We start from the raw sequence: 24841 nt of genomic DNA, 5'->3' as shown, positions 1-24841 counted from the left end.
CTTTTAAAAAAAGCTATCTGCAAACAGCCCCTTCAAATATTAATCAAAACGCTTGGCAAATTCCCAAAATCCTGAAGAGTTCCAGAAGTTGATCAACAGGGGAATCTTGTTAGTGAAAAGGTATATAATGACCAGCATGCCGTACACCTTAGCGCGTCAGGTATTAATAAGGCAGCATTTAAATGGGCTTGTATTTTTTTCAGTTATATAGCATGTATTTCGGTAGCGCTTGCCGCTGGTGCAGCTTGCTGGTATTTAATCCAAACAGCAGTTGAAAATATGGAAGCAAAGTGCTTTTTTAAATAGTTTAGTTAAGTACTCAACTTTCGCACCTAGAAAATCATAATAAATTCAGTGCTGGCTAATGTCTATTACGTCTCAGATACAGCACTTGACAGTAAAATTAATATATGAAAAAACACCTCTACTTTTGGTATAGTTGATTTATCGACAATCACTACCAAATAGAAGAGGTGTCTCCTACTATGATAGCGAAAAACAGCCTGAATAATCAACTACCAAATGAAATAAAATCAACATTTAAAGAGTTGAATGTGTTGAAACACTTGCGAATCGCTGGTATTACGAAGTCCTTTGGTTTTTCTTGTGCCTACATTTTTCAATTGATTTTTTGTATGATCTTTGAAAACAAAAACTGGTTCAGGATGTTGGAAAGTAAGAAAGCTACAGACATTCCAGCCAAAGATACCGTTTATCGGTTTCTCAACCAATCAACGTTCAACTGGCGTCGTTTCCTCCTTTCACTGGTTGCCTCAGTGATTGGAAAAGTTTCGAAATTGACACGTCATGACCGTCCGAAAGTATTGATTTTAGATGATTCATCTTATGACCGGAACCGAAGCAAACACGTTGAGCTCCTGGCTCGCTGCTTTGATCATGCATCTCAAAAAATGCGTTTTTACAAAGGATTCCGCATGTTGACATTAGGATGGTCTGATGGCGCAACATTCTTACCCGTTGACTTCTCATTATTGAGTTCGAAAAAGAGCCAGATCAACGGCATATCCGAAAATATCGATAAACGCAGCTCCGGTTATAAGCGCCGAAAAGAAGCATTACAAACGGCACCAGAACAGATTCCCGGCATGATTGCCCGGGCGATGAATTCTGGTATCGATGCTTCCTATGTTCTAATGGATTCGTGGTTCACCCAACAACCTCTCATCAAGGAGATTACAGAACAAGGTCTTGACGTAATTGGTATGGTCAAAAAATTAAAACAACGCTATTTTGTCGATGGTAAGCGTGTTAGCCTAGATGAATTGTATCGTCTAGCTAAACCGACTAGTGGAAAGAAAGGAATCTTGCGTTCCATCCATACAACGCAGGCCAATGGCGTGCCAATTAAAGTTGTCTTTGTTCGCAACCGCAACAAGAAAAGCGACTGGTTGGCGATTTTGAGTACAGACTGTACACTGAGTGACCAGGAAATCATCCGTATTTACGGGATGCGTTGGGATATTGAGGTTTTCTTCAAAACAACAAAGTCCCTATTAAAACTACAAAAGGAATTCCAGAGTCGTTCATATGACGCGCTTATCAGCCACACGACCATTGTGTTTGCAAGGTATATTGTCTTGTCATGGCAAAACCGTTGCAGTGTAGATGACAGAACATTAAGTGGCATGTTTTATGAATTATGTGATGAAATAGATGACCTTGATTGGGCTGTTGCATTGCAGCAGTTAGTCGAGATTCTTGAAGATACTCTGGATAAAAGTAATAAGAAAATTCAACAACTGATCAAAAGTCAACTACAACAATGGATTGCGGGTCTGCCGAATTATATCAAGGTATACCTACCTGTTTCAGTCTGCGAAAGTTGAGTGATTGAAATCAAGTGTTTTTTGCGTTAAAGTAACCATATAAAGAATCCTTTCTGTTTGGTTTTTGTTTTGGTTACTTTAACTTTAACAGAAATGGATTCTTTTTTCATTTTTTTAATGAATTACAATAAAGCCGAAAAGACTTGGTAATCCATAAGTTATAATAAGTTTCTGAATTTATGTGAATAATTCAGGTTAAAGTTTCCTTTTTTATGTTTATCCTTGGGCTTATTCTTTTTATAATTGCTATTACCCTATTTTTAACAGGCCAAGATATAAAATATTATACTCGTTTTCACCATTGGGGTTGGTTTGCTTGGGGTATTAGCTTCTTAGCAAGTATTGTTTCTTTTATTAGAAAAGAGCCTGGAAAGTTAAAAATGATTCCTTATATTGGCGCTCTTATTTTCGGAGTTATTATAGTAATATGTCTTCTGTACTGGAGCTTTCATTTTGTATAGAATTTGTGGAGGGAACCAGCATTGTCCTTCACAATGGCGATGAGGATACCGCCATGCAACCTGTCTTTCACAATAGGGGCGAAGGACACAGAGAAGAATCCCGCTGCGGAAAATATCTTTCACTACGGGAATGAAGGACACACGGAAAAGCTCCGCCAAGCCAAATGTCCTTATAACGGGGATGAAGGACAAAAGGAGAATCGCCGGCGCCCCAAATGTCCTTCATAACGGGGATGAAAGACAAAAAGAGAATCCCCGTCTCCCGAAATGTCTTTCACAACAGAGATAAAGAAAAAAGGGATAGCCCGCCGCGCAATTTGTCTTCCATAACAGAAAAAGAACAAAGCGGGAGCCATCCCTATCCTTTTGTAAACCTGTCTTCAACCCTCTTATACAAACAAAATCACGACAAAATAAACGGCCATGGCGGCGAGACCGATTGGGAGGCCGAACCGGGCCCATTCCCGGCTTGTGATGCGGAGTTTTCCGGCGGAGATTATATTCGGGATATTGCCGGGTACAAGCATGCCTCCGCTGATCAGCAGTCCGAGCAAAATGGCCTGTACCGTTTTGTCCGCCATTTTCGGGCTGATTTCTGCTGCTGCCAGTGTCGCATTGTCCAGCACGGCTGAAATCATATTGATCCAGTACAAAATAAACGGGCTCAAATCGAGCAGGAAGCGGTTAATGAGCGGTTCAAACCCAGCGCCGAGCAAGGTCAGCCCCATCACAAACAAGTAAATTTTCACTGTCCGCCCCGCAATTTCCACATACGACTCTCGTTTATGCGCCGTTTTCAGCCCGATCGCCGACTGTTCGGGTTTGATCACAATGGCAGCCAGAATGCCGAAAATCACAACTGCCGAAATGACTTCCGGCCCGATCAGGCGAAGCAAATAGAAAAAGTCCTCCCCCAGCTTGCTGATCGCAAGGGTGGAGAGCGGTTCGCCGATCGGCGTCAGTGCGGCGCCGAGCCCGATGGAAAAGCAGGAGTAGACGACGAGCTGTGTTTCCGATTTCCGGTCAAGCCGCAGCACGCTGACAATCACGACTAAAATTAAAGCGGCAATAATGGCCGTGATGACACTCGAAAGCAACCCGAGAATGATTACCGTCAAGGCAGCCAGAAGCGGAAACGGTATCCCCCGGTTAATGGCGGAAATTACTTTTTCAAGCGGCCGCTCCAGCCAGCGGAACAACAGGCCGGCTACAAATACGGCAATGGTGATGTTAACCGGGTCTTCCAAAGCCTTTCTCAACAGAGGCTTGTCTAGGACACCGCCGGCAATGGCCGCAGCCCATCCCATGATAAACAAAAATATTTCCAAATTGCGCTCGACAAATGGCACAAAAAAAGGCAATAACAAGACGAGCGCCAGGATGATGATCAAAGCGGAAATCATCGGCCCAACCCTTTCTGTAAAAAAACTTATATAAAATGAACTTAAGTTTTTACATCAAGCCCGAGCATCCATTTGCATGAGAACTACTTTTTTGCGGCAGGCAACAGAGTGGCAATATTTTGTCCATTTTATATAGCTTTATTTTACCATAAAAGACATTTTCACTTCGTTTCACACCATGGTCTCCTGTTTTTTCCACGCATCTGCACCTTCGCGTAAAATTTTACACATACGGATCATGCACATTTCCGGGCATGCGCCTATATACTAATACAGCCGGTAAGAAAAATGGCACGGCAAAGCGGCTTTTATGGGCCGCAGGAAGTAGAGAAATTCAGGAAGGGTGAGCCGGAATGTGCGGAATAACCGGATGGGTCGATTTTCAAAAAGACTTGCGGAGTGAACTGGAAACGGTCAAAAAAATGACAGAGACGTTGACCAAACGGGGACCGGATGATACGAATTACTGGCTTTCGCCGCATTCGGCATTCGGCCATAAACGGCTCGTCGTTGTTGACCCTTTATGCGGCGTGCAGCCGATGACGCGGCAAAAGGACGGAAAGATGTATACGATTTGCTATAACGGCGAATTGTACAATACGGAAGATTTGCGCGCGGAGCTTTTGAAAAAAGGTTATACTTATCAGGGCCACTCTGATACGGAAGTGCTTTTAACCGCTTATATCGAGTGGAAAGAGGCATGTGTGGACCGTCTGAACGGCATTTTTGCGTTTGCGGTCTGGGATGGGAACAAGGAACAGGTATTTGCGGCACGCGACCGCCTCGGGGTAAAACCATTTTTTTACAAAGCACACGGAAGCGGGCTTTTGTTCGGCTCGGAAGTAAAAGCAATGCTCGCCCACCCGGATGTGAAAGCTGAAGTGGATGAGGCAGGGCTTGCCGAAATATGGGGGCTCGGGCCGTCGAGAACACCGGGGACGGGAATATTTCGCGGCATGGCGGAACTGCGTCCGGCACATGCGCTGAAGATGGATCGTAACGGATTAAAAGTGTGGCGGTACTGGAACGTGAAAAGCGCGCCGCATACGGAGGCAGTAGAGGAAACGGCGGAAACGATCCGTTCGCTCATTCAGGATGCGATTGTCCGCCAGCTTGTCTCGGATGTCCCTGTTTGCACGTTTTTGTCCGGCGGCGTCGATTCAAGCGCCATTACCGCCATTGCTGCAGGCCATTTTCAAAGGGAAGGAAAAGGGCGGCTGCATACTTTTTCCATTGATTACGAAGGGAACGACCGATACTTCAAAGCGAATGATTTTCAGCCGGATGCTGACGGGGTATTTATCCGCAAGATGTCAGAAGCATTTGATACAGTCCACCATCATTGCGTAATCACACAGGAAGAACTGGCCGAATTTTTAAAAGCGGCTGTTCTCGCCCGGGATGTGCCGGGAATGGCGGATGTTGACTCATCGCTGCTCTGGTTTTGCCGCGAGATCAAAAAGGATTTTACCGTCAGCCTTTCGGGTGAGTGCGCAGATGAAATTTTCGGCGGGTATCCGTGGTTTCGGCGTGAAGATGATTTGAACCGAGAAGGCTTCCCGTGGATGCGGTCCCTCGATGAACGGGTCGGCCTGTTAAAAGAAGGCTGGCAGGAAAAATTGCAATTAAAAGATTACGTGATGTCGAAATATGAAGCGTCTGTCGCGGAAACGCCGCTTTTGGATGGCGAAACCGATTTGGAAAAAAAGCGTCGCCAGCTGTTTTACATCAATATGCTTTGGTTTATGACAACGCTCCTTGACCGGAAGGACCGGATGAGCATGGGGGCGAGCCTCGAGGTGCGCGTGCCGTTTGCCGATCACCGGATTGTGGAGTACGTCTGGAATATACCGTGGGAGATGAAGATGTACGGCGGCAGGGAGAAGGGCATTTTGCGAAAAGCGCTGGAAGGCATTTTGCCGGAAGAGATTTTATACCGAAAAAAAAGCCCGTATCCGAAGACGCACCACCCGGCTTACACGGCAGCAGTGAAGCGGTGGCTCAGTGAAGTTTTGGAACAGAAAGATTCCATTTTATATGAATTTCTGCATCGCGATCAATTAATGGAGTTGATGGAGACAAACGGAAAAGCATTCCGGACACCGTGGTTCGGACAGCTGATGACGGGCCCGCAGCTGCTTGCCTACCTCGCCCAGATCCATTACTGGTTTGAAACATACAGGATTGACATTAAGGCTTAGCCGGCTGCCTCAAGCCGGTTTTTTTGGATTTTAGAAGCATTTCGCATTGTCTCAAACATCACTACGGCTATTATGGAGACACCTTTCACCTGCCTTTCAGAAGCATTTCGCAGTGCCTCAAAACCCGCCCCTTTTTTGAACCCGCGCCCCTATTTTTCACTTTCTTTTTTCATGGCTTCTTCCGGTTGCGGCACGGCAGGCGGGATCCCGCGGCCGAATAAATGCTTTGTAAACCGGATCCACTCTTTTACCGCAAAAGAAAGGTATTGGTGTTTCGGCCAGATGATTGCCAGATTCCACGGGAGGACAGGTTCTTCCAGATGAATGATTTTGACGCGTTCCGGGTTAAACGCATGGCATATTGTACTTGGCAGCAGGGCAACGCCGAGATTGGACGCTACCAATTCACAGATGAGGTCCCACTGGGTGCTTTCGTATATAATGTTCGGCATAAACCCAAGCTTCAAACATTCCTTTATAATCTGGTCGTGAAGGGCAAAATCTCTATGGAAAAAAATGAATTCCTCCTCTTTCAGCTGTTTCAGCCGGACGCTTGAGCAGCCTGCAAACCGGTGGGACGGGTGCACAAGCAGCACAAGCCGGTCATGGACAAACGAAAAATGCCCGAACACCTCATCATCAACCGGCATCACGACGGCGCCGAGATCCAATGCCCCATTTTCCACATCACGGACCACTTTTCTTGTAACATCTTCCACGAGCTGGATTTTAATATCCGGGTAGGCATGATGAAATTCATCAATGACCCGGGGAAAATAGCGCGACCCGATCATTGGCGGCAGCCCGATCCGGATTTTTCCTTTTTTCAGGCCGGCCACATCATTGATCGCATCTGTCAGCTGCCGAAAAGCTTTCAGCGTTTTTTGCGCCTGCTGAAAAACGGCCTGTCCGGCATCGGTGAGGACGATTTTTTTCCCGGCGCGGTTAAACAAGGGGACGCCGAGTTCTTCTTCAAAGCTTTTTATCATTTTGCTGATTGTCGGCTGCGATACATAACATTCCCGGGCGGCTTTCGTGAAGCTGCCGTGAGTGGCAACGGAAACAAAGTACTGGAGATGCTGGATATCCAACTGGAACCCTCCTTGTATAGATAAAAGGCATTTTTACCATTCTATATATTCATTTTACCTATTATCGCCGGCGCGGTAAACTAGTTTTAGAAGGTGAAAATATTGAAAAAAGTCCTGATCGGAATGTTACAGATTGTCGGTTTGTATCTGTTCGCTGAAGTCATGGGCGCAGCTGCAAAACTGTTGCACATCCCGCTGCCGGGCAGCATGCTGGCAATGATTGCCCTCTTTCTCCTGCTGCAATTCGGCATCGTCAAAATGGGCTGGATTGAAATCGGGGCCAATTTCCTGATGGCGGAGCTGCTGTTGTTTTTTATCCCGTCAGCAGTCGGTATGGTGAAGTATAGAAACCTGCTTGTCCATAACGGCCCGGAAATCTTGGTTGTGATCCTGATAAGCCTGATTGCCGCGATGGCCTGTTCGGGATGGCTTGCGGACAAAATTGCAAATCGAAGGAGCGTGAGAATGCGTGATCGTTAAAATCGTGTGCCTGCTGTTAACGGTTGGAAGTTACTGGATTTTCAAAAAACTGTACGGGAAATACAAAAAAATCTTTGTTTCCCCGCTACTTGTCACGCCGGTATTATTAGGCGCCTTTTTACTCGGGGAAGATATACCGTACCGGGACTACCAGAAAGGCACCTCTGTTTTAACGGATTTGCTGCAGCCGGCCATTGTTGCTTTTGCTGTGCCGCTTTACCGCCATTTTAAAATCGTCCGCCAATATGCGGTTGAAATTTTAATCGGCATCGGGGCGGGATGGCTGATGGCAGTATTCCTTTCCTCGGCCATCGCTACGCTTTTTCATTTCAGCAAAAGCCTGGAGCACAGTATCATCCCGTTTACGATCACAACCCCGATTGCAATGGGCGTATCTGAAAAAATCGGCGGCGTGCCGTCTGTTACGGCTGTCTTTGTGATTTTGAACGCCATTATCGGCTCTGTGATGGCGCCGTGGCTGATCAAGCATTTGCGCATTAAAAACGAAATTGCCCACGGCATCCTGCTTGGAACGCATGCGAACGGGATCGGCACTTCTAAAGCATTCGAACTCAGTGCCCGGTCAGGCGCCATTTCCAGCGTCAGCATGATTATCGTTGCGGCTATTTCCATTTTTGTTACGCCGTGGATGGTATCCCATATCATTCATTAATCTAAAACGCCGCATATTCTTCCTTTTTCAATGCAAAATATAGCTGTAAAAAAGGAAAGGAGCGTGCAAATGGGCAGGCAGAAATACGGAAACCAGAATGCTGAGCGGAATAAAAATGCCAAGCTTGGAAATGAGATTGCAGAAGAACTCGTGGAATTCTCCACGGGCAGAAAAGATGAAATCGACCAGAAAAAGAAAAAAGGTGTGCGTAAATAAAGGAAAGCTGGCCTCGCCCCATGCAGGCCGGCTTTTTTGTTTTGATGGAAAATCCGCCTCGAAACCGGTACACTTATAGTAACAGGCCTCTGGAGGAAGTGGTGAATTTGGCAAAAACAACAAAAACAAACGCGATGCGGCTGCTTGATGCGCAGCAAATCCCGTACGGCATGCTGTCGTATGAGGTGAAGGACGGGAAAATCGACGGCATCTCCGTTGCGGAAAAAATTGGAAAACCGCCCGAAGCTGTTTATAAAACGCTGGTCACGCAGGGGCACAGCGGCGAACTTTATGTGTTTGTCATCCCGGTTGCGGCAGAACTCGACCTGAAAAAAGCCGCAAAAGCAGCGGGCGAGAAAAAGATCGAAATGGTCCATGTGAAAGATATCCAAAAATATACCGGCTATATTCGCGGCGGCTGTTCCCCGATCGGCATGAAGAAGCACTATGTGACATTTGTCGATGAGAGCGCAGCAACGCTTGATGAGGTGATCGTAAGCGCCGGGCGGATCGGCACGCAAATTGTTTTGGCGCCTGGTGATCTTTTAAAAGCCGCCGACGCAAACTATGCTGATTTAACGCATTAAAAGGATGCATGCCAGGGACATGAGACTTTTCAAATGTGTGACGTGTTCCATCATTTTCTTTAAGGGGGTGAGGAACATGGATAAACGGGATGTAGAGTACCAAATTGCCGATTTGAAAGCGGATTATGTTCGCCTACAGCAAAATTTGGAGAAATTGGAGTATGTAAAGGGCAACCTTCACCCGCTTGAAAAGCAGCTCGCGGAGATTGAACAGGCATTAAAGAAACTGTACCAGCAATTGGACCGCTTTTAATTCTTTTGCTTGCAAAGACGGGGCAGATTGCTTTTTCACCGGATCGCTTCAACTTTAATAAGGACTTGCTGAACGAATCCGACTCTGAGTTTGTACCCAATTTGTCAACAAGATTTGTCTAAAAATATAGAAGAATCCATCTTTGGAAATGCGATTATGTCTGCTCTATACTTTGAGTCAGCTTTCAAGTGCAAGCTTAAATTTTTGCCAAGTCTAGGAATTTTGCTTATTCTCAGCAATCCCTATGTGAAGGAAGCGAGGAAAATGGACGGTCTTTCTTCACATAGGGCGCGTCTACGCTAAGGAAGCACGAAAAAATGAAGGTCTTCCTTCACATAGAGCCCGTCTACGTTAAGGAAGCGCGGAAAAATGACGTTGTTCCTTTACATAGAGGGCGTCTACGTTAAAAAAGCACGGAAAAATGAGGGTCTTCCTTCACATAGAACCCGTTTACGTTAAGGAAGCGCGGAAAAATAACATTGTTCCTTTACATAGAGGGCGTCTAAGTTAAGGAAACACGAAAAAACGAAGGTCTTCCTTCACATAGGGCGCGTCTATGTTAAGGAAGCGAAGAAAAATGAAGACCTTCCTTAACATAGAGGGCGTCTACGAGTCAAGTCCAGGTTATTGTGTAAATTTATGGGCAAATGTTTTCAACCACCCCTTCATTTTTTCGGCTTAACTTCCATGGATTTTTTTCTTCATCTCCGGGAAGGGATGTCAAATGCCTTTCAATTTGACATCCCTTCCCGGAGATGAAATCATCCATGATGGAAGTTAAGCTGAAAATGCTGCTAACTATTCTTTCCCATAAGTGACTTCCTCTTCGAGTATTCTGTATCTTGATACTGCATTAAAACGGCACCAACCAAACGAAAAGCAGATTGGGTATTAGGAAAAATGCGAATGACCCTTTCCCTTCTACGAACCTCTTGGTTAAGCCGCTCGAGGGAATTAGTACTCCGTATGTGCATACGGATATTCTCAGGAAAGTTCATGTATTGGATAGTATCTTCAAAACCTTCATCTAAAATGGCCAGGGCTTTTTCAAATCTTGCTTCTGTACCAAATTTGTTTATTAATTCATCTTTAAACTTGCGTATGTCCTCAATCGTAACGGCCTCAAACACGCGCTTAATCATCACCCGGATTTCTGCAGTATCTTTTTTGGGCAGTTTTTCAATGATATTGCGTTTAAAATGAACATTGCACCTTTGCCAAGCAGTGCCAATGAATTCCCGTTGTATTGCTTTCTGAAGGCCCATGTGAGCATCGGAAATAACGAGTTTTGGTGATTGGAGTCCACGTGATTTAAGTTGTTTAAAAAATGAACTCCAACTCTCCAAACTTTCTGCATGGTCAACGCTTAAACCCAGTATTTCACGTGTATTCTTCTCTGTAATGGCAGTCGCAATATAAACAGCCTTTGATACGACCTTATGGTGCTCCCGTACTTTTATATACATGGCGTCCACAAACACATAAGGGTAGTAGGTTGTATTCAACGGTCTCTCGGCCCAAGCATTCACAATGGGATCCAGTTTTTGCGTAAGGGAAGAGACAAACGACTTGGATACATTCTTACCGCAAAGCTGTTCTACGACATTTGTGACCTTACGGGTAGAGACGCCATTGATGACCATCTCCAACATAGAAAGGACGAAAGCTTGGTCACATCTGGCATACTTTTCAAATAAGGTAGTTGAGAATTCGCCATTACGTGTCCGGGGAACTTTTAATGTAACATTGCCGATGCTCATCAACAGCTCGCGTTCATAGTAACCGTTCCGGTAATCCCGGCGTTCAACAGCGCGTTCATAAGGGCTCGTTTTTAAATAGTCATCCCTTTCCTTTTCCATAAACTCGTTTAACACGAGGACAACCGCTGATTTAATTACCGCGTCAAGATCGGAAGTCATGATGGCTTCTTTTAAAACATCCAAATTTAGGTTAAACTGTAAGTGAGTCATTTTATCTCCTCTTTTCATTGTTTATCGTCGTTGAAAACAGTGTTGCCAAGAGTTGATAAAATGACTCCTTCTTTTTACACAATTATACGGACTTAATCCGTCTACGTTAAGGAAGCACGGAAAAACGAGGGTCTTCCTTCACATAGAGCCCGTCTACGTTAAGGAAGCGCAGAAAAATGAAGGCCTTCCTTAACCTAGGGCGTGTCTATGTTAAGGAAGAACAAAAAATTGACGGCCTTTCTTCACATAGAGGCTGTCTATGTTAGGAAGCACGGAAAAATGAAGGTCTTCCTTCACATAGGGTGCGTTTCAAGTGCAAGCTTTTCCCTGTATTTTTTATAAACCCTTGCATTCAATTTAAGCAAAAGCCGTGAACATCCTTGCCAAATCTAGAAATTTTGCTTATTCAGCAAGCCCTAATCAAACTTGAAGAACCAGTTCCGGCAGCAAATAGAAAGCGGTTTCTTCGGACTAAATAAAAAAGCGGCGGTTGCTGCTTTTACGCAGGTTTCGCCGTTTTTTCTATTTTTTTGCATGCCAAAGAAAGTCCGCGACAAGCCGGTCCACGCGCTTATTCTCATGAAGGCTGCTGTGTTGCGCGTTTTTGCCGTAAACAATTTTAGACGTGTACTGCTTTTTCGGCACGATGAACCTGCTGAAGAGCGCGCTGTCCAGGGATACAAGGGAATCCCCCGATGCCGGCTTATTCACAACGCCTGCAATGGCAAGCACCTGAATATGCGGGTTGAACCGGCTTTTGTTGGCATACAAAGCTTTGAGCGCAACGGAACCCGGAAGCAGGTCGCGCGCCGCATCGCCGGTATTATTCGGATTTTGCTTAAAAACACGAGTCAGCACGCCTTCATAAGGGCTGCCAATCGTGACAAGCTTTTGAATGTCCGGATATTGCCGCCTGCCGGAAGTGTCTTCAATATATTTTGTGCAAATCAAACCGCCCATCGAATGCCCGACGAGATTGGCTTCTTTCACATCGTATTTCGTATAAAGAATGTGCATGGTTTTTTCAAGCCAGCCGGCCGTTTGCCGGAAACTTGCACGGTTATCGGAAAAAATGACCTGGATCATCGGATGCCGGGCCCGGTTGGAAATTTCCCCATTGACCACAATCATCCCGTCTTTTGTAACGCGAATCACCATTGCTTTTTCAGCGGTTCCGCTTTTTTCCAGCCGACCGAGCATCCCATTAAACGATCGGGCCGTTCCTTTATAGCCGTGTACGAACACAGTCGGAACGGGTTTTTGTGCCGGCGGGGCCGCAGCGGCATTGCTTTTGTCCGTACGATAGGAAAACCATACAGTTGAAAGGCTGAGCATAAGAAACAAACAAATCATGGCCAGAATCGCATTCCGACGCTGGATATATGGCATGCTAACACCCCTTGATGGAAGTCATGGTGTAACTTTCCTGCGAAATGATGTTTATTTTATCATACAAAGTAGCGAAAGGGAATAGGGAGAAAGCGGTTGTAACAGAATTTTTCCGATGCCATTGACGGAGAAAAAGTTTCATTCTATGATGTTGGAAAGCGCTGTTTTCTTTACTGGTGAATAGGCAGGCGTAAAGGCGGGAAAACGCCTGTTGCCTCGCGTATACCAATGATGGTTATAAATGGAGGAAAAGTTGTGGATTCAATACTTGAACGAATTCAAAAGGAAATGCATCACTTTACGGGCACAGAGAAGAAAATTGGCACATATATTTTGGAACATCCCGAAATGGTTCCGACAATGACCACAAAGGATTTATCGGAAAAAACCAGTGTAAGCGAGTCGAGCGTTGTCCGGTTTTGCAAAACGATCGGCATTGCGAGCTTTAAGACGTTTAAGCTGGAGCTTGTGAAAAATTTAACTTTAACCGAAAGTCATATGACAGACTTTTCAATTTTGCAACAAAAAGATTCTCCTTATGATTTATTCCAAAAAGTTACGTATGGGAATAAGAAGGCGATAGAATCGTGTGTTTCTTCCCTTGACAGGAGAGAACTGGAAAAAGCCGCCAACGTGCTTGAAAATGCTAGAAAAGTGGTGTTTTTTGGTGTCGGCGGGTCGGTAACTGCCGCTGTCGATGCATGCTATAAATTTACAAGGCTGGGGTGCCAGTCCATTTTTTCCCAAGATTATCATTATCTAATCTCCCTAATCCCTTACATGAATAAGATGGATGTGTTTGTGGCGCTCAGCGTTTCCGGGCGGACGAAGGATGTGCTCGAACTCGCTGATTTTGCGAAAAGGAAAGGGGCAAAAGTGATTGCCATCACGAATATGGAGAAATCTCCATTGTATAAACAAGCGGATATCAGGCTTTGTACGCCGATATCCGAGGAAGATTTCCGGATCGGAACAACGTCTTCGCGAATGGCGCAGCTGAATATCATTGATGCGCTTTATTTAAGTGTTTTTCAGCGCAAAGGGGAAGACATTTTGAAGTATTACAATGAAACGAGAAACGAATACCTTAGGTTGAGAAGATAACCGGCATTTTGTAAAGGCCCGTACACAGGATTTATATCTTTCTTTTACAAATTCAACATACTTCCTTCAAAATCCTTTTTTACAATGGAGGTGTAAGCACAAAACGAAAAGGGGAGGAAGAACATTGGGTAAAAAGAACCGTATAATGAAAGCGGCAATTGCCTTGTCTGCAGTGGCGACATTGGGGGTATACGGCATTACAGATGCAAAAGCTTACAAGCCTTCGAAGCACACCGGTCATGTAGCTTCCGCGAAGGCGAAGAATGTGATTCTGTTTGTCGGGGATGGTATGGGGGCTGCGCAGCGGGATGCGATCCGCCTTGCTTCAACCGGCCTGAGCGGGGACCTTGAGATGAACAAAATGCCGTATGCGGGGGTCGTACATACAAGCTCCACCTCCGTGGTGACCGATTCGGCTGCAGCTGCGACCGCTATGGCATCAGGCGTCAAAACGTATAACGGGGCAATCGGTGTTGATGCCAACAAAGTAAGCAAAAAGACCGTTCTTGAAGAAGCAAAGCAAGCCGGCAAAGCAACAGGATTGGTCACAACAAGCCAAATCACAGATGCAACGCCTGCCGCTTTCGGTGCCCATGTCAAAAACCGTTCCGAACAGAGCAAAATTGCAAAGCAATACTTGGAAAACAGCAAAGTGGACGTGCTGCTCGGCGGCGGGGAAGATTACTGGTACCCGAAAGGCTCACAGGGCGCTTATGAAGACCATCCGGCAAAAGATCCTTCCGAAGCAAGCAAAGGCACGGAAGGAAATCTTGTCAGCAAAGCGAAACGGCTCGGTTACCAGTATGTGACAAATGCTTCCGGGTTGAAAAAGGCAGGCGGGAATAAGCTTTTAGGCCTTTTTGCCAATGAAGAAATGTTTGAACAGCGAGAGGAGGGCCATGGCGACCAGTATGACCCGGTTGTTTCGCTTCCGCAAATGACGGAAAAAGCAATCAGCACGCTGTCAAAAAATAAAAAAGGCTTTTTCCTGATGGTTGAAGAAGAAGCGATCGATGAAATGGCCCATGAAAATAATGCCTCCCAGCTGATCAAGGCGGGCCGGCAACTGGATAATGCCGTTAAAGCGGCAAAAGATTATGCGAAAAAGCACCCGGATACACTTGTGCTTGTCCTGGCCGACCATGACTGCGGCGGCATGACGGTTGAAAACGTCGAGCACAGCGACGAATCCGGGGACGGCATTTCAAAAGAAGACGGACCGTTCCAGGTGGCGGGTTCCAGCGAGCAATTTGTCGTGGACTGGACAACTTCTGGCCATACGGCAGCCGACATTCCGCTTACGGCGACAGGAAGCGGCGCATCGTTGTTTGAAGGTACTTATGAAAACACATATATTCATGATGCGTTGCTGAGAGCGATGGGGTTGAAAAAGTAATATATAGCGGGCCGGACAACTGCCGGGGTGGTTTTCTTCGTATACCGCCCCGGCAAAATCTGTTATAATAGAGGCAAATTTTGCGGAAAGGATGGGAGCCTTGTGGCAGCAATGGATAAAGCCAGACAGGTTTTAAAACAATATTATGGCTATGACCATTTTCGCCGCGGGCAGGAAGCCATTATCAGCCAGATCATGGATGGCAAGGATACATTGGGCATGATGCCGACCGGCGGGGGAAAGTCGGTTTGCTACCAGGTGCCGGCCATGCTTTTACCAGGGGTCACGCTTGTCATTTCGCCGCTGATTTCCTTGATGAAAGACCAGGTGGATACACTGGAAAACATCGGGATACCGGCAACATATGTGAACAGCTCCCTGAATCCGGCAGAAATCGATGAGCGGCTTGCGGCTGCATCAACAGGCGCATACAAATTAATCTATCTCGCACCGGAACGACTCGAATTTTCTCCTTTTTTACATCTTCTCGAAAACATCAATGTCTCCCTTATTGCTGTTGATGAAGCGCATTGTATCTCACAATGGGGTCACGACTTCCGCCCAAGCTACCGTTTAATCGAAAAATTGATTTCCCAATTCAAGCCAAAGCCGGTGACGCTTGCTTTAACCGCTACCGCAACGCCGCAGGTAAAGGAAGACATTTGCCGGCTGCTTATGATTCCGGAAGAAAACACGGTGGCGACAGGTTTTGCCCGTGAGAACCTGCATTTTCAGGTGGTGAAAGGCCAGAACCGCGATGCCTTTGTACTGGACTACATCCTGAAAAATGCAAACCAGTCCGGGATACTTTACACGGCAACGAGAAAAGAGACCGAACGCATTTACAATTTTCTTGTTAAAAATGGCATTCGTGCGGGAAAATATCATGCAGGGATGAAAGAAGCGGAGCGCGACAGCTTTCAGGACCGGTTTTTATACGATGATATTTCCGTCATGGTCGCCACTTCCGCGTTCGGAATGGGGATTGATAAAAGCAATGTGCGGTTTGTCATCCACTATAATTTGCCGAAAAATATGGAGGCGTATTACCAGGAAGCAGGACGGGCCGGGCGCGACGGGGAAGAAAGCGACTGTATTTTGCTGTTTGCTCCCCAGGATATCCATACGCAAACTTTTTTAATCGAGAAGTCAGTAAACGAAGACAGAAAACTGGGCGAGTATGCCAAGTTGCGAAAAATGCTGGACTACTGCCATACGGAAGGCTGTTTTCAACAGTTCATTTTGCATTATTTCGGCGAAGAAGAGGCACAGCCATGTGGTAAATGTGGCAACTGCCTGGATACCCGCGCAAAAACAGACGTGACAAAAGAAGCGCAAATGGTTTTTTCCTGTGTCAAAAGGATGCAGGAACGGTTCGGCAAAACGATGATTGCAAAAGTGCTGGCCGGATCAAACGACCAGAAAATCAGGCAATTCGGTTTTGACAAGCTGTCCACTTTTGGCATTATGAAAGACAAAAAGCAAAAAGAAGTGGCAGAACTGATTGATTTTCTGACAGCTGACGGTTTTTTGCGCGCCAAAGACGGTACATACCCGGTGCTTATGCTGACCAAAAAGGCAGTGGAAGTCCTGCTTTCAAAAAAACAGGTTTTCCGGAAAGAAAGTGTCAGGGCGCAGCAAATTGCATCCGATAACCTTTTGTTTGAAAAACTGCGGACACTTCGCAAAGAGATTGCGGACCGTGAAAAAATACCGCCTTATATTGTCTTTTCCGACCAATCGCTAAGGGAAATGAGTGCCAGGATGCCGGTAACCAGGGAAGCTTTCCTGCAGGTGAAAGGGGTTGGGGAAAGAAAGGTGGAACAGTACGCCGAGCTGTTTATGCGCGTGATCCGGACTTACATGGAAGAAGAAGGGATACAAGCACAAGCGCAGCCGCGTACAAAAAAGGCACGTGAAGACGGGAAAGAAAAAAGCCACCATGTGACATACCGTCTGTTGCAAGAAGGCAAAACGATCCAGGAAATCGCAGAAATCCGCGGCATGTCGGAAAGAACGATTGAAACGCATGTGATCAAATGTTCAGATGAGGGATTTCCGGTAGAATGGAGCCGTTTCATTCCCGAAAGGTACCGGGATCAAATTGCGGATGCCATCAGCCGGGCAGGTTCCGGGCGGCTAACGCCGATAAAGGAATTGTTGCCGGATGAGGTCAGTTATTTTATGATCCGGGCCTTCTTACAGGAAAGGAAGCATCATGCGGAACAAGAAAAACCAGCATCATATATATCTGGAGGGGATTGACATCATGATTGAATGTATCGCATCCGATATGGATGGCACTTTGCTCAACTCAAGGCAGGAAGTCAGCCCGGCAAATGCCGAAGCGATTAAACTGGCGCAGAAAAAAGGGATTCACTTTGTCGTGACAACAGGCCGGTCTTATGAAGAAGCGCGGCTTGTGCTCGATCCTGTCGGCATTGACTGTACGGTAATCGGGCTGAACGGGGCCGAAGTGCGGGATGAAAAGGGAAAATTACTCAAAACAAGCGGGCTGGATCCCCTGACAGCTTCCCAGGTGGCCGATGTTTTCGACCAACTCGGCATTTATTATGAATTTTTTACCAATAAAGGTACCTATACGGAAGATTACGAGGAAAACATGGATATGCTGGTCAATTTGTTCCATACCGCAAACCCCGAAGTGCCGGTGGAAGAAGTGCGGAACTATATTGAGCAGCGCGGCATCCGGAGATACGTCCATAATATTCGAGATACAAAGGATATTTTTCACGATCCGTCCATTTTGTTTTACAAAATATTGGCCTTCAATGAAGATGAACAAAGGCTCCGACAAATCGGCAAGCACCTTGAAAAAGATTTTCCCGATATTAAAGTGACTTCATCAGGATTCCGTAATATTGAAATCAACCATGTGTCGGCGCAAAAAGGGATTGCGCTCAAGGAATACACGGAAAAACACGGGCTCTCAATGGAGAAAACGATGGCTATCGGGGACAACTTAAATGATATTTCCATGCTCGAAAGGGTGGGCTATCCGTTTGCGATGGGAAATGCCGAAAATGAAGTATTGGAAATTTGCCGCTACCGGACGAAAAGAAATGATGAAGACGGCGTGGCAAAAGCGATTTACAGAATGCTTGAAATGGGTTAGAACCCATTGCCCCCGGTTTATATTTGATAAACCGAGGGCAGGGGGTCTGGCAGGCAGAGTTCCTTGCACGACTCAACGATTGGCGCCTTTATGGGTTAATTACCCTTATCGGACCCGGTCGTTTTCCCAGTCATACGTCCAGAAGTATTCATAATGGAGCCATTCCAGAGTTTCTGGGTCTTTTTGCTTCAGTTTTTCTTCCCGCTCTGCCATCATCCAGCCGGTCTGGGATAGGTGGGCTTTCATTGCGCCGATTTTTTGCTCAGCTGCGCCGCTTACATCATTGCGGACATCCGGCTTTCCGATCTCCGCTTCATGGTTTTTGGAAAAAGCAACGCAGTGGAGTTTCGGGCGTTTGTTTTCAGGAATTCGGCGGAGCGCGCGGACAACGGCTCTTCCGGTTGCTTCGTGGTCAGGATGGACAGAGTAGCCTGGGTAAAAGGTAATGACAAGTGACGGATTCAGCTCATGGACGAGGTCAAGTACCATTTTGACCATCTTCTCATCGTCTTCAAATTCTACAGTTTTATCGCGCAACCCCATCATGCGTAAATCCTGAATCCCCATAATCTCGGCCGCCTTTTGCAGTTCTTTTTTCCGGATATGCGGCAGCGATTCTCTTGTGGCAAAAGGGGGATAGCCGAGATTTCGCGCCATTTCCCCAAGCGTCAGGCAGGCATAAGTGACCGGCGTGCCGTTTTTCACATGGGTTGCGATCGTGCCGGATACACCGAAAGCCTCGTCATCGGGATGCGGGAAAATCACCAGAACATGGCGCTCTTTTTCCATTTTTCTCATCTCCTCACTCAAATGGTGTCATGCTCAATTCGAGGGCAACAGCCAACTTCCCGTCATAACCATGGCCGGCAAAAAGCAAGCGGTCGAATTCATCTTTTTCAAAGTGGGTCAGGCCTTCTGCATAAATCCAGCCAATTTTCATTTTCAAGCCGATCCGGTAAGGGCCGTCCCCAACAATTTTTCCGTGTTCATAGGATACTTGCGCATTGCGGATATAGGCGCCTGCAGAGAAAAATGACTCATTGACATGGGAGGCATAGGCGCCATTGGTTGTTTCCAAATGGATATACACCGGTTTTCCGGCAAGTTCGTCCAGCCATTTTTGGGCTGTTTGTTTTTGTATCGGTTCCATTTTCTTCCTCCTTTTGGCCGTCCGCTCCTGTTTCTTTCCATTATACCAACCGGCAGCACTTTAAGAAAAAATTAAAAACCGGGTCCCCGGCGGAATGTTCCGGCAGGGCCCGGTTTGACTTAAGAGTTGGTATGCGAGAAACGGGTATATGCGCCGTGCATCACAGGGCCGACATATTCGTTCAGCTTAAAGCCGTGTTCAATCGCCATATGGACAAATTCTTTTGCCACTTTCACTGCACCAGACACGGTGTTGCCCTTTGCCAGTTCGGCCGTGATGGCAGCGGCAAATGTGCAGCCCGCACCGTGGTTATACGTTGTTTTGATTTTCTTCGATTCGAGAATTTCAAAGTCTTCCCCATCATAGAACAAGTCGATGGCCTGATCCGTATCCAACCCTCTGCCGCCTTTTATGACAACATTTTTCGCGCCCAGTTCATGAATTTTGACCGCTGCTTCTTTCATGTCCTCAACGGTTTTAATCGGGCCGGTTTGGGCCAGCTGCCAGGCTTCAAACAAGTTCGGCGTTGTAATCGTTGCCCGCGGAAGCAAAAGCTCGCGCATTGCATCCGTATTTTCCGGCTGCAATACCTCATCTTCGCCTTTACATACCATAACCGGGTCAATGACCACTTTGTCGAGATGGTATTCATCTATTTTACGGGCGGCCAGTTCAATAATGTCCACTGAACCGAGCATACCGGTTTTCATCGCGTCAATTCCGACAGAAAGGATGGTCTCAAGCTGCGGTTCGACAATATTGACATCAATCGGGAAAACATTATGATGCCAACCGTTTTTTGGATCCATCGCAACGATGGAAGTAATCGCGGACATGCCGTAAACCCCGAGTTCCTGGAATGTTTTCAAGTCCGCCTGAAGGCCTGCGCCGCCGCTCGAATCAGAACCAGCCAGCGTAAAAGTTTTCTTTAAACCCATCACGCACCCATCTCCTTTAAAAATAAGCTTTACACTATTTTAGAATATAATACTGCCATGAAAAATACAAATCCCGGGGACGTGCATCAAGCGGCCGAATGCTTGATGAACAGGGGATGATCTGCCAGTCACACAGCAGGGCCGCGAACCGAACTTTAGAATGACCGGCTTTCAAAAGAAGGTATTGTAATATTTAAAATAGAAAGTAAATATTGACTTATTTAATCATCTGTACTATATTTTAACTTGAGAAAAATAAGAATTTCATGATAAAGAACCATGTCTTGTGAAAACAATATTTTATTTGATTAATTTCAAAATTGTTCGTGCCTTCTATTTATTCTTTAAAAATTAGAGGTTTCGTAATGTACAAATTTAAAACGTTAACCATTTTCTTGTTTACTTTTTACTTTAGTATGGGGGTATCCAAGTATATCCAGATACTTTGGTTTGAAAAGAACGATAGCGTATTTAATTTTTCTTTATCTTATTCCGCCATGGCGGTAGCAGGTTCATTTAGTTTTCTATTAGGAAAGAAAGTAAATCAGTTAAGTATTAAAAAAGGGATATTTATTTTTATTCCGCTTTATATGGCAGGCATGTTGCTCAGGATCTTTCCCCAGCCGTTTTTTATTCCGATAATTTCCGGCGCCGTATCAGGGATTGGGGCAGCAACGGTCTTATTAATTACCCGAACCTGGATCGCTGCACTGATAGCTGATCATCCGGAAATAAGTTCAAAATTAATATCATCAAAGGCCATTATTTCTCAAATTGCTATGATCTCCACTACATTTCTCAGTGGGCAGGCCTTATATTTTTTAGGAGAGAGCAGTGCATCTTATATTAGTTTGTTGATCATGGCTCCGATTCTTTTATTTGGTGTTTTTTTCATCCGTGATTATCCGGATGATCACATTATTAAAAAGACAAGAAATAAAACAGTGTTGCCATCAAACAAAAAGATAGCAATTCTTGTATATACTTTAGGAATCCTTATCGGAATGAATCTTGGCTTAGTGCAACCTTATTTGCCCATAATATTAAAGGAAGTAGGCCAATTTAATATATCATTTGTCAGTACGCTGATGACAATTGTTTCTGTTGTTCAAATGCTTAGCAGTTTGTTCTTTCGCAATAAGAAAATGAATCAGCGGCCAAATATTTTCTTTTTAATAATAGAATTGGTAATCTTTATTATCTTTACTTTTACTGGCGTAATGGATTTGCGTCATATGATCATCATTCCCGTTTTTTTATTTGCGATCCTCATAACAGGATTTCAAATAGTGAGGGAAATAATGGAGTATACCATGTTTCCTGCGGAAGAATTAACCCTTTATTTGGGAATCGTTCAATCTTCTGTATTGGTAGGTGACTCGGTTGGAGGTCCAGTGGGGGGATATTTATATAATTTAAGCATATCTATGCTGTTCATTGTTTTTGCAATTTTAAATTTGATCATCGGCATTGGCTATACAATCATATATTCTATTCATTCGAAATATAATAAGCGGATTGCATTGTCACAGGAGATCGATCATACTTTAACAAAATAATTCACCAAGTACGTTAACAAGAAAAAAAGAATCCATCTATGGATATATTTTAGGATTAGTTGTGTCTAAATTTAATAAGCTTACTTGTTGGGTTAATGTACTTTGGCATCGCTTTTTCAGCCGTTAAGCTTATAACACTTACATTGCTTGTTTCGAATAGACTGTAGAAAAAGGAGTCCAACTTCAATATGGCAATCATCTTAAGGGTTATCGTTTTTTTAGTTTTCATTGCAACTATATGCTCATTTATTTTTACAGGGAATAGTAATACATCACACATTCTTTCCTATGTACTAATTGCAACCCACATTTCGCACGTCTTAAATATAGTTCATTCTAATTTTTGAATGAACTATATTTAAATGGCTTGGTGGGATGATATCTTCTTATTTTTGAGGAATTTTCGATAAAATTCTTTTCAATTCGACATTCTTTTCATGAATTCCTCCTATTGTGTGTTATTCTCCTTTGTTTTCGACATTTTTTGACACGTATATTGATACATCATACCCGCATAATTCAATGATTTTTTTGGCTTGTGAATCAATATTATCGGGTAAGAGCCTTATTTTTTGTTGATTTTGATTTATAAGGATCACGGTAATATCTTCTAATTGCTCTAACAATGCTTGGCCTGTGGGTTGATAGAGTTTCCTTTTTCCTTTCAAGATTAGAGATAGGTTCTTTTCTTTCAGTTCTTTTCTAACTCGATATTCTAAAATTCCATAGATTAATAAAGCCATCACATACACAATACCTAAGGCCTCAACCCTTTCCGGGGTTTTTAAGTAAATGGCATCAATCATTTGTGAATCTTTGATTAATCGGAAACGGGTCTCAGCGGCCGACTGTCCTTTATAAACCCTCAAAACTTCTTGATTGGATAGTGTCTCCTCATCTAATTTATTTGTGATTAAAACAAAAGTGCTGAGCATTTTTTTCTTATTTTCGATAAAATCATGATCTTTTTCAAACGATTCCAGTTGTATTTGATAGATTTGTTCTTGTTTTGTCTGTTCGTCCTTTTTAGGTCTTCCTCTCTTTTTTCGTTTGATAGGTTGATCACTCATCTGGACGTTTAGTTTATAACAGAAATATGAAGCCTTTTGTTTTTTCTTAAAAGATTGAATTGCTTCTAGTGCGTCCTCTTTACAATGAAAGATAACTTTACTCAGTTTTTCTATCTCTTTTTTTAATTGTATTTCTTCCTTTTCGATCGCCCGATTTAGGGTTTTCTCTTTTCGTTGATCTAAATTGTTTGAGTGGACAACAAGAAACCGGTAAGGAAGGTTTTGAATTTGTCTTTCAAAAGCTTGAATTTGGTAAATAGCTGCGTCTTTTTTATTGCTAAGTGAGCCTACCCTTTCCCAGTTATTGAGCAACCATGCCTCTTTCTTTAGTTCTGTGCTTAAACCGAATGTATCAGGTAAACGGGAAATAAACGATAAATTTTGTTGTTGAATTTCCGCTAGATTTTCCGTTGTGATTAATGCAGAATCGGCTTGATAAATGAGATTTTTCCAATCTTCATGGGAAAGGATTTTTCTCATCTTTTGAATGAATTCCACATTCCAAGATTTATCCGAAGTATTCCCATTTTCTACTTTTGCAAGGATAGGAATTCGTTCAGGTGTGACCCCCATCCCCAGAACGATTTGTTTTAAGTCAGGCCTATGGGCCTTACTATACCCGTACGTAATTTGCAGTCCATCTTCCTTCGGTTGCTTATATTCTCCGTAAACAGAAATTGAGGTTGTATCGTTATGCAGTACACCAATAGGAAGATTCAATTTTTTTAGTGCTTTTAATGCAATGGTGGAATAGACTTTCCATGCTTCGGCTTCATACAAGTAATCTAATGCTCTTCCTAATGCATCATCATTTAATTGATCGGGTGAAACCGATGTATCGAAAAGCATCTCAGAATCTAGGTTTTGATAGAATTCATGAACCTTATAAAGGGGCTTGCCACTGCATAAAATGTTTAAGACAAGGGCTTTAATCCTTGTTCCGGGTGAGACATGACAACGGACAGAATCCCATTTGACTAAATCATTAATGGTCTTTTCGAGTTCTATTTCATCACACAGTTTAGATAAAAGTTGAGACGGCCCCACATGTAAGGTTAAAATTTGATCTGACATAAAAATTTCCTCATCTTCCCGTAATTAGATAATCATTCAATTCTACAAAGAAGGAGAAAATTCCTTTAAAAAAATCATAAAATGGAAAAATTTACGTGCGGAATATGCGTTGCAATATCACTAACTTATTTTATTAAATAGGGAAAGCGTGAAAAAAATGAATATGACAAATCCAATCAAGTTAGAATCTGTATCTAAAAAAATCGGTAAATTTCATGTAAATAATATTAGTTTTTCAGCATTTCCTAAAAATATAGTAGGAATTATTGGTGAAAATGGAGCTGGAAAAACAACACTTTTAAGGATTATTTCTCAAACAGTTTCTTTGGATTCAGGAAATCTTTCGGTTCCTCCCAAGAATGAAATTGGTTTTCAATTTGACACTAATCATTTTCCCGAGGAATTATCTGCGGAAAATATTAATTTATTTATGCCATATATATTTAAATCATGGGATTCAAAAAAATTTAAGGATTATCTAGATAAATTTGAAATACCCGAAACTCAAAGCATTAAATATTTTTCGAAGGGAATGAAAACCAAAATTGGTATTGCTGTTACTCTATCCCACCATCCAAAATTGTTATTACTTGATGAAGTTACTGGTGGATTAGACCCTTTAATTAGGGATACTGTGTTAACCATTATAAAGGAATATGTAAAGACAACCTCATCTATTGCAATTATGAGCACACACCTACTTGACGATATTATTAAAATTGCAGATAAGGTTATATTTTTACATAAAGGTTCTATGCTACTAAAAAAAGATGTTTCCGATATAAGTAATACAAATGAGTTGGAAGCGGAATTAAAGAATATAGTAGCAAGGAGGTAATCAAT

Annotated in this window: 21 protein-coding genes; 13 read left to right on the top strand and 8 right to left on the bottom strand. The window is 43.9% G+C overall.

All coding sequences use genetic code 11. From position 1 onward, the window contains the following. Positions 1 to 485: 485 nt before the first annotated feature. A complete protein-coding gene (locus NST70_RS16725; RefSeq protein ID WP_104851691.1) occupies positions 486 to 1847 on the top strand; it encodes a transposase in 1362 nt (453 codons plus the stop codon). Positions 1848 to 2697: 850 nt separating this feature from the next. Here the strand turns inward: NST70_RS16725 and NST70_RS16720 are convergent. Then, positions 2698 to 3711, bottom strand: coding sequence for a DUF1646 family protein (locus tag NST70_RS16720; protein WP_014096687.1), 1014 nt, complete (start codon positions 3709 to 3711; stop codon positions 2698 to 2700). A 353-nt stretch (positions 3712 to 4064) separates the two neighbouring features. Between NST70_RS16720 and asnB the strand changes: the two genes are divergently transcribed. Then, on the top strand, positions 4065 to 5912 hold the full coding sequence (gene asnB / locus NST70_RS16715) for an asparagine synthase (glutamine-hydrolyzing) (RefSeq protein WP_342475463.1): 1848 nt from the start codon (positions 4065 to 4067) through the stop codon (positions 5910 to 5912). Positions 5913 to 6061: 149 nt separating this feature from the next. Here the strand turns inward: asnB and NST70_RS16710 are convergent, their stop codons facing one another. Continuing rightward, a complete protein-coding gene (locus NST70_RS16710; RefSeq protein WP_110134270.1) occupies positions 6062 to 7003 on the bottom strand; it encodes a LysR family transcriptional regulator in 942 nt (313 codons plus the stop codon). A gap of 102 nt (positions 7004 to 7105) precedes the next feature. On the opposite strand from NST70_RS16710, the gene NST70_RS16705 reads away from it, so the two are divergent. From NST70_RS16705 to NST70_RS16685, 5 genes are all read left to right on the top strand, one after another. Then, positions 7106 to 7483: a CidA/LrgA family holin-like protein gene (locus NST70_RS16705; RefSeq protein WP_035183163.1), complete on the top strand. Its 378-nt coding sequence runs from the start codon at positions 7106 to 7108 to the stop codon at positions 7481 to 7483. Next, on the top strand, positions 7473 to 8156 hold the full coding sequence (locus NST70_RS16700) for an LrgB family protein (RefSeq protein WP_026684575.1): 684 nt from the start codon (positions 7473 to 7475) through the stop codon (positions 8154 to 8156). The genes NST70_RS16705 and NST70_RS16700 overlap by 11 nt, the downstream gene beginning before the upstream one ends. Positions 8157 to 8225: 69 nt before the next feature. Then, positions 8226 to 8372 carry a hypothetical protein gene (locus tag NST70_RS16695; protein WP_164931356.1) on the top strand — a complete coding sequence of 49 codons (147 nt, stop codon included), beginning with the start codon at positions 8226 to 8228 and terminating at the stop codon, positions 8370 to 8372. 107 nt (positions 8373 to 8479) lie between these two features. Continuing rightward, complete coding sequence (ybaK, locus tag NST70_RS16690) at positions 8480 to 8959, top strand: Cys-tRNA(Pro) deacylase (RefSeq protein WP_035183165.1); 480 nt, start codon at positions 8480 to 8482, stop codon at positions 8957 to 8959. Positions 8960 to 9035: 76 nt separating this feature from the next. Then, positions 9036 to 9212, top strand: coding sequence for an SE1832 family protein (locus NST70_RS16685; RefSeq protein WP_342475462.1), 177 nt, complete (start codon positions 9036 to 9038; stop codon positions 9210 to 9212). 794 nt (positions 9213 to 10006) lie between these two features. On the opposite strand, the gene NST70_RS16680 is transcribed toward NST70_RS16685, so the two are convergent. Further along, complete coding sequence (locus tag NST70_RS16680) at positions 10007 to 11182, bottom strand: IS256 family transposase (protein WP_104851116.1); 1176 nt, start codon at positions 11180 to 11182, stop codon at positions 10007 to 10009. A gap of 522 nt (positions 11183 to 11704) precedes the next feature. Next, positions 11705 to 12571: an alpha/beta hydrolase gene (locus tag NST70_RS16675; RefSeq protein WP_035183167.1), complete on the bottom strand. Its 867-nt coding sequence runs from the start codon at positions 12569 to 12571 to the stop codon at positions 11705 to 11707. A gap of 255 nt (positions 12572 to 12826) precedes the next feature. Here NST70_RS16675 and NST70_RS16670 point away from each other — a divergent pair, with 255 nt between their 5' ends. The 4 genes from NST70_RS16670 (at position 12827) to NST70_RS16655 (ending at position 18207) form a co-directional block, all read left to right on the top strand. Further along, positions 12827 to 13675, top strand: coding sequence for a MurR/RpiR family transcriptional regulator (locus NST70_RS16670; RefSeq protein WP_035190678.1), 849 nt, complete (start codon positions 12827 to 12829; stop codon positions 13673 to 13675). 124 nt (positions 13676 to 13799) lie between these two features. Next, the gene (locus NST70_RS16665; RefSeq protein WP_035190676.1) at positions 13800 to 15071 is read left to right on the top strand and encodes an alkaline phosphatase; all 1272 of its coding nucleotides are present in this window, start codon (positions 13800 to 13802) and stop codon (positions 15069 to 15071) included. A 102-nt stretch (positions 15072 to 15173) separates the two neighbouring features. Continuing rightward, a complete protein-coding gene (gene recQ / locus NST70_RS16660) occupies positions 15174 to 17336 on the top strand; it encodes a DNA helicase RecQ (RefSeq protein ID WP_342475461.1) in 2163 nt (720 codons plus the stop codon). A 4-nt stretch (positions 17337 to 17340) separates the two neighbouring features. Continuing rightward, a complete protein-coding gene (locus tag NST70_RS16655) occupies positions 17341 to 18207 on the top strand; it encodes a Cof-type HAD-IIB family hydrolase (protein WP_035183175.1) in 867 nt (288 codons plus the stop codon). A gap of 105 nt (positions 18208 to 18312) precedes the next feature. Here NST70_RS16655 and bshB2 read toward each other — a convergent pair whose 3' ends face one another. The 3 genes from bshB2 to pdxK all read right to left on the bottom strand — a co-directional run bounded on the left by bshB2 (position 18313) and on the right by pdxK (position 20295). Beyond that, on the bottom strand, positions 18313 to 18996 hold the full coding sequence (gene bshB2, locus NST70_RS16650; protein ID WP_014096699.1) for a bacillithiol biosynthesis deacetylase BshB2: 684 nt from the start codon (positions 18994 to 18996) through the stop codon (positions 18313 to 18315). 13 nt (positions 18997 to 19009) lie between these two features. Then, positions 19010 to 19357 carry a YojF family protein gene (locus NST70_RS16645; protein ID WP_013860797.1) on the bottom strand — a complete coding sequence of 116 codons (348 nt, stop codon included), beginning with the start codon at positions 19355 to 19357 and terminating at the stop codon, positions 19010 to 19012. Between the two features lie 119 nt (positions 19358 to 19476). Next, entirely contained in the window at positions 19477 to 20295 is an 819-nt protein-coding gene (gene pdxK, locus NST70_RS16640) for a pyridoxine/pyridoxal/pyridoxamine kinase (RefSeq protein ID WP_014096700.1), read from the bottom strand. A 365-nt stretch (positions 20296 to 20660) separates the two neighbouring features. Between pdxK and NST70_RS16635 the strand changes: the two genes are divergently transcribed. Next, entirely contained in the window at positions 20661 to 21854 is a 1194-nt protein-coding gene (locus NST70_RS16635) for an MFS transporter (RefSeq protein ID WP_014096701.1), read from the top strand. Positions 21855 to 22312: 458 nt separating this feature from the next. Here the strand turns inward: NST70_RS16635 and NST70_RS16630 are convergent, their stop codons facing one another. Next, on the bottom strand, positions 22313 to 23998 hold the full coding sequence (locus NST70_RS16630; RefSeq protein ID WP_260832243.1) for an IS1634 family transposase: 1686 nt from the start codon (positions 23996 to 23998) through the stop codon (positions 22313 to 22315). Positions 23999 to 24155: 157 nt separating this feature from the next. Between NST70_RS16630 and NST70_RS16625 the strand changes: the two genes are divergently transcribed. Next, positions 24156 to 24836 carry an ABC transporter ATP-binding protein gene (locus NST70_RS16625; RefSeq protein ID WP_341289311.1) on the top strand — a complete coding sequence of 227 codons (681 nt, stop codon included), beginning with the start codon at positions 24156 to 24158 and terminating at the stop codon, positions 24834 to 24836. Positions 24837 to 24841: the final 5 nt, after the last annotated feature.

The sequence above is a fragment of the Weizmannia sp. FSL K6-0777 genome (genome assembly GCF_038593185.1).
Classification (GTDB): Bacteria; Bacillota; Bacilli; order Bacillales; family Bacillaceae_C; genus Weizmannia; species Weizmannia faecalis.
Note: the sequence above shows the minus strand (reverse complement) of the source record. Positions and strands in the feature narration are given on the sequence as shown.

Excerpts from the sequence above, each read along its gene's own strand:
- NST70_RS16725 (WP_104851691.1), top strand. The coding sequence starts at position 486 with ATGATAGCGAAAAACAGCCTGAATAATCAACTACCAAATGAAATAAAA.
- NST70_RS16720 (WP_014096687.1), bottom strand. The coding sequence starts at position 3,711 with ATGATTTCCGCTTTGATCATCATCCTGGCGCTCGTCTTGTTATTGCCT.
- asnB (WP_342475463.1), top strand. The coding sequence starts at position 4,065 with ATGTGCGGAATAACCGGATGGGTCGATTTTCAAAAAGACTTGCGGAGT.
- NST70_RS16695 (WP_164931356.1), top strand. The coding sequence starts at position 8,226 with ATGGGCAGGCAGAAATACGGAAACCAGAATGCTGAGCGGAATAAAAAT.
- NST70_RS16685 (WP_342475462.1), top strand. The coding sequence starts at position 9,036 with ATGGATAAACGGGATGTAGAGTACCAAATTGCCGATTTGAAAGCGGAT.
- NST70_RS16680 (WP_104851116.1), bottom strand. The coding sequence starts at position 11,182 with ATGACTCACTTACAGTTTAACCTAAATTTGGATGTTTTAAAAGAAGCC.
- NST70_RS16675 (WP_035183167.1), bottom strand. The coding sequence starts at position 12,571 with ATGCCATATATCCAGCGTCGGAATGCGATTCTGGCCATGATTTGTTTG.
- NST70_RS16655 (WP_035183175.1), top strand. The coding sequence starts at position 17,341 with ATGATTGAATGTATCGCATCCGATATGGATGGCACTTTGCTCAACTCA.
- bshB2 (WP_014096699.1), bottom strand. The coding sequence starts at position 18,996 with ATGGAAAAAGAGCGCCATGTTCTGGTGATTTTCCCGCATCCCGATGAC.
- NST70_RS16645 (WP_013860797.1), bottom strand. The coding sequence starts at position 19,357 with ATGGAACCGATACAAAAACAAACAGCCCAAAAATGGCTGGACGAACTT.
- pdxK (WP_014096700.1), bottom strand. The coding sequence starts at position 20,295 with ATGGGTTTAAAGAAAACTTTTACGCTGGCTGGTTCTGATTCGAGCGGC.
- NST70_RS16635 (WP_014096701.1), top strand. The coding sequence starts at position 20,661 with ATGTACAAATTTAAAACGTTAACCATTTTCTTGTTTACTTTTTACTTT.
- NST70_RS16630 (WP_260832243.1), bottom strand. The coding sequence starts at position 23,998 with ATGTCAGATCAAATTTTAACCTTACATGTGGGGCCGTCTCAACTTTTA.
- NST70_RS16625 (WP_341289311.1), top strand. The coding sequence starts at position 24,156 with ATGAATATGACAAATCCAATCAAGTTAGAATCTGTATCTAAAAAAATC.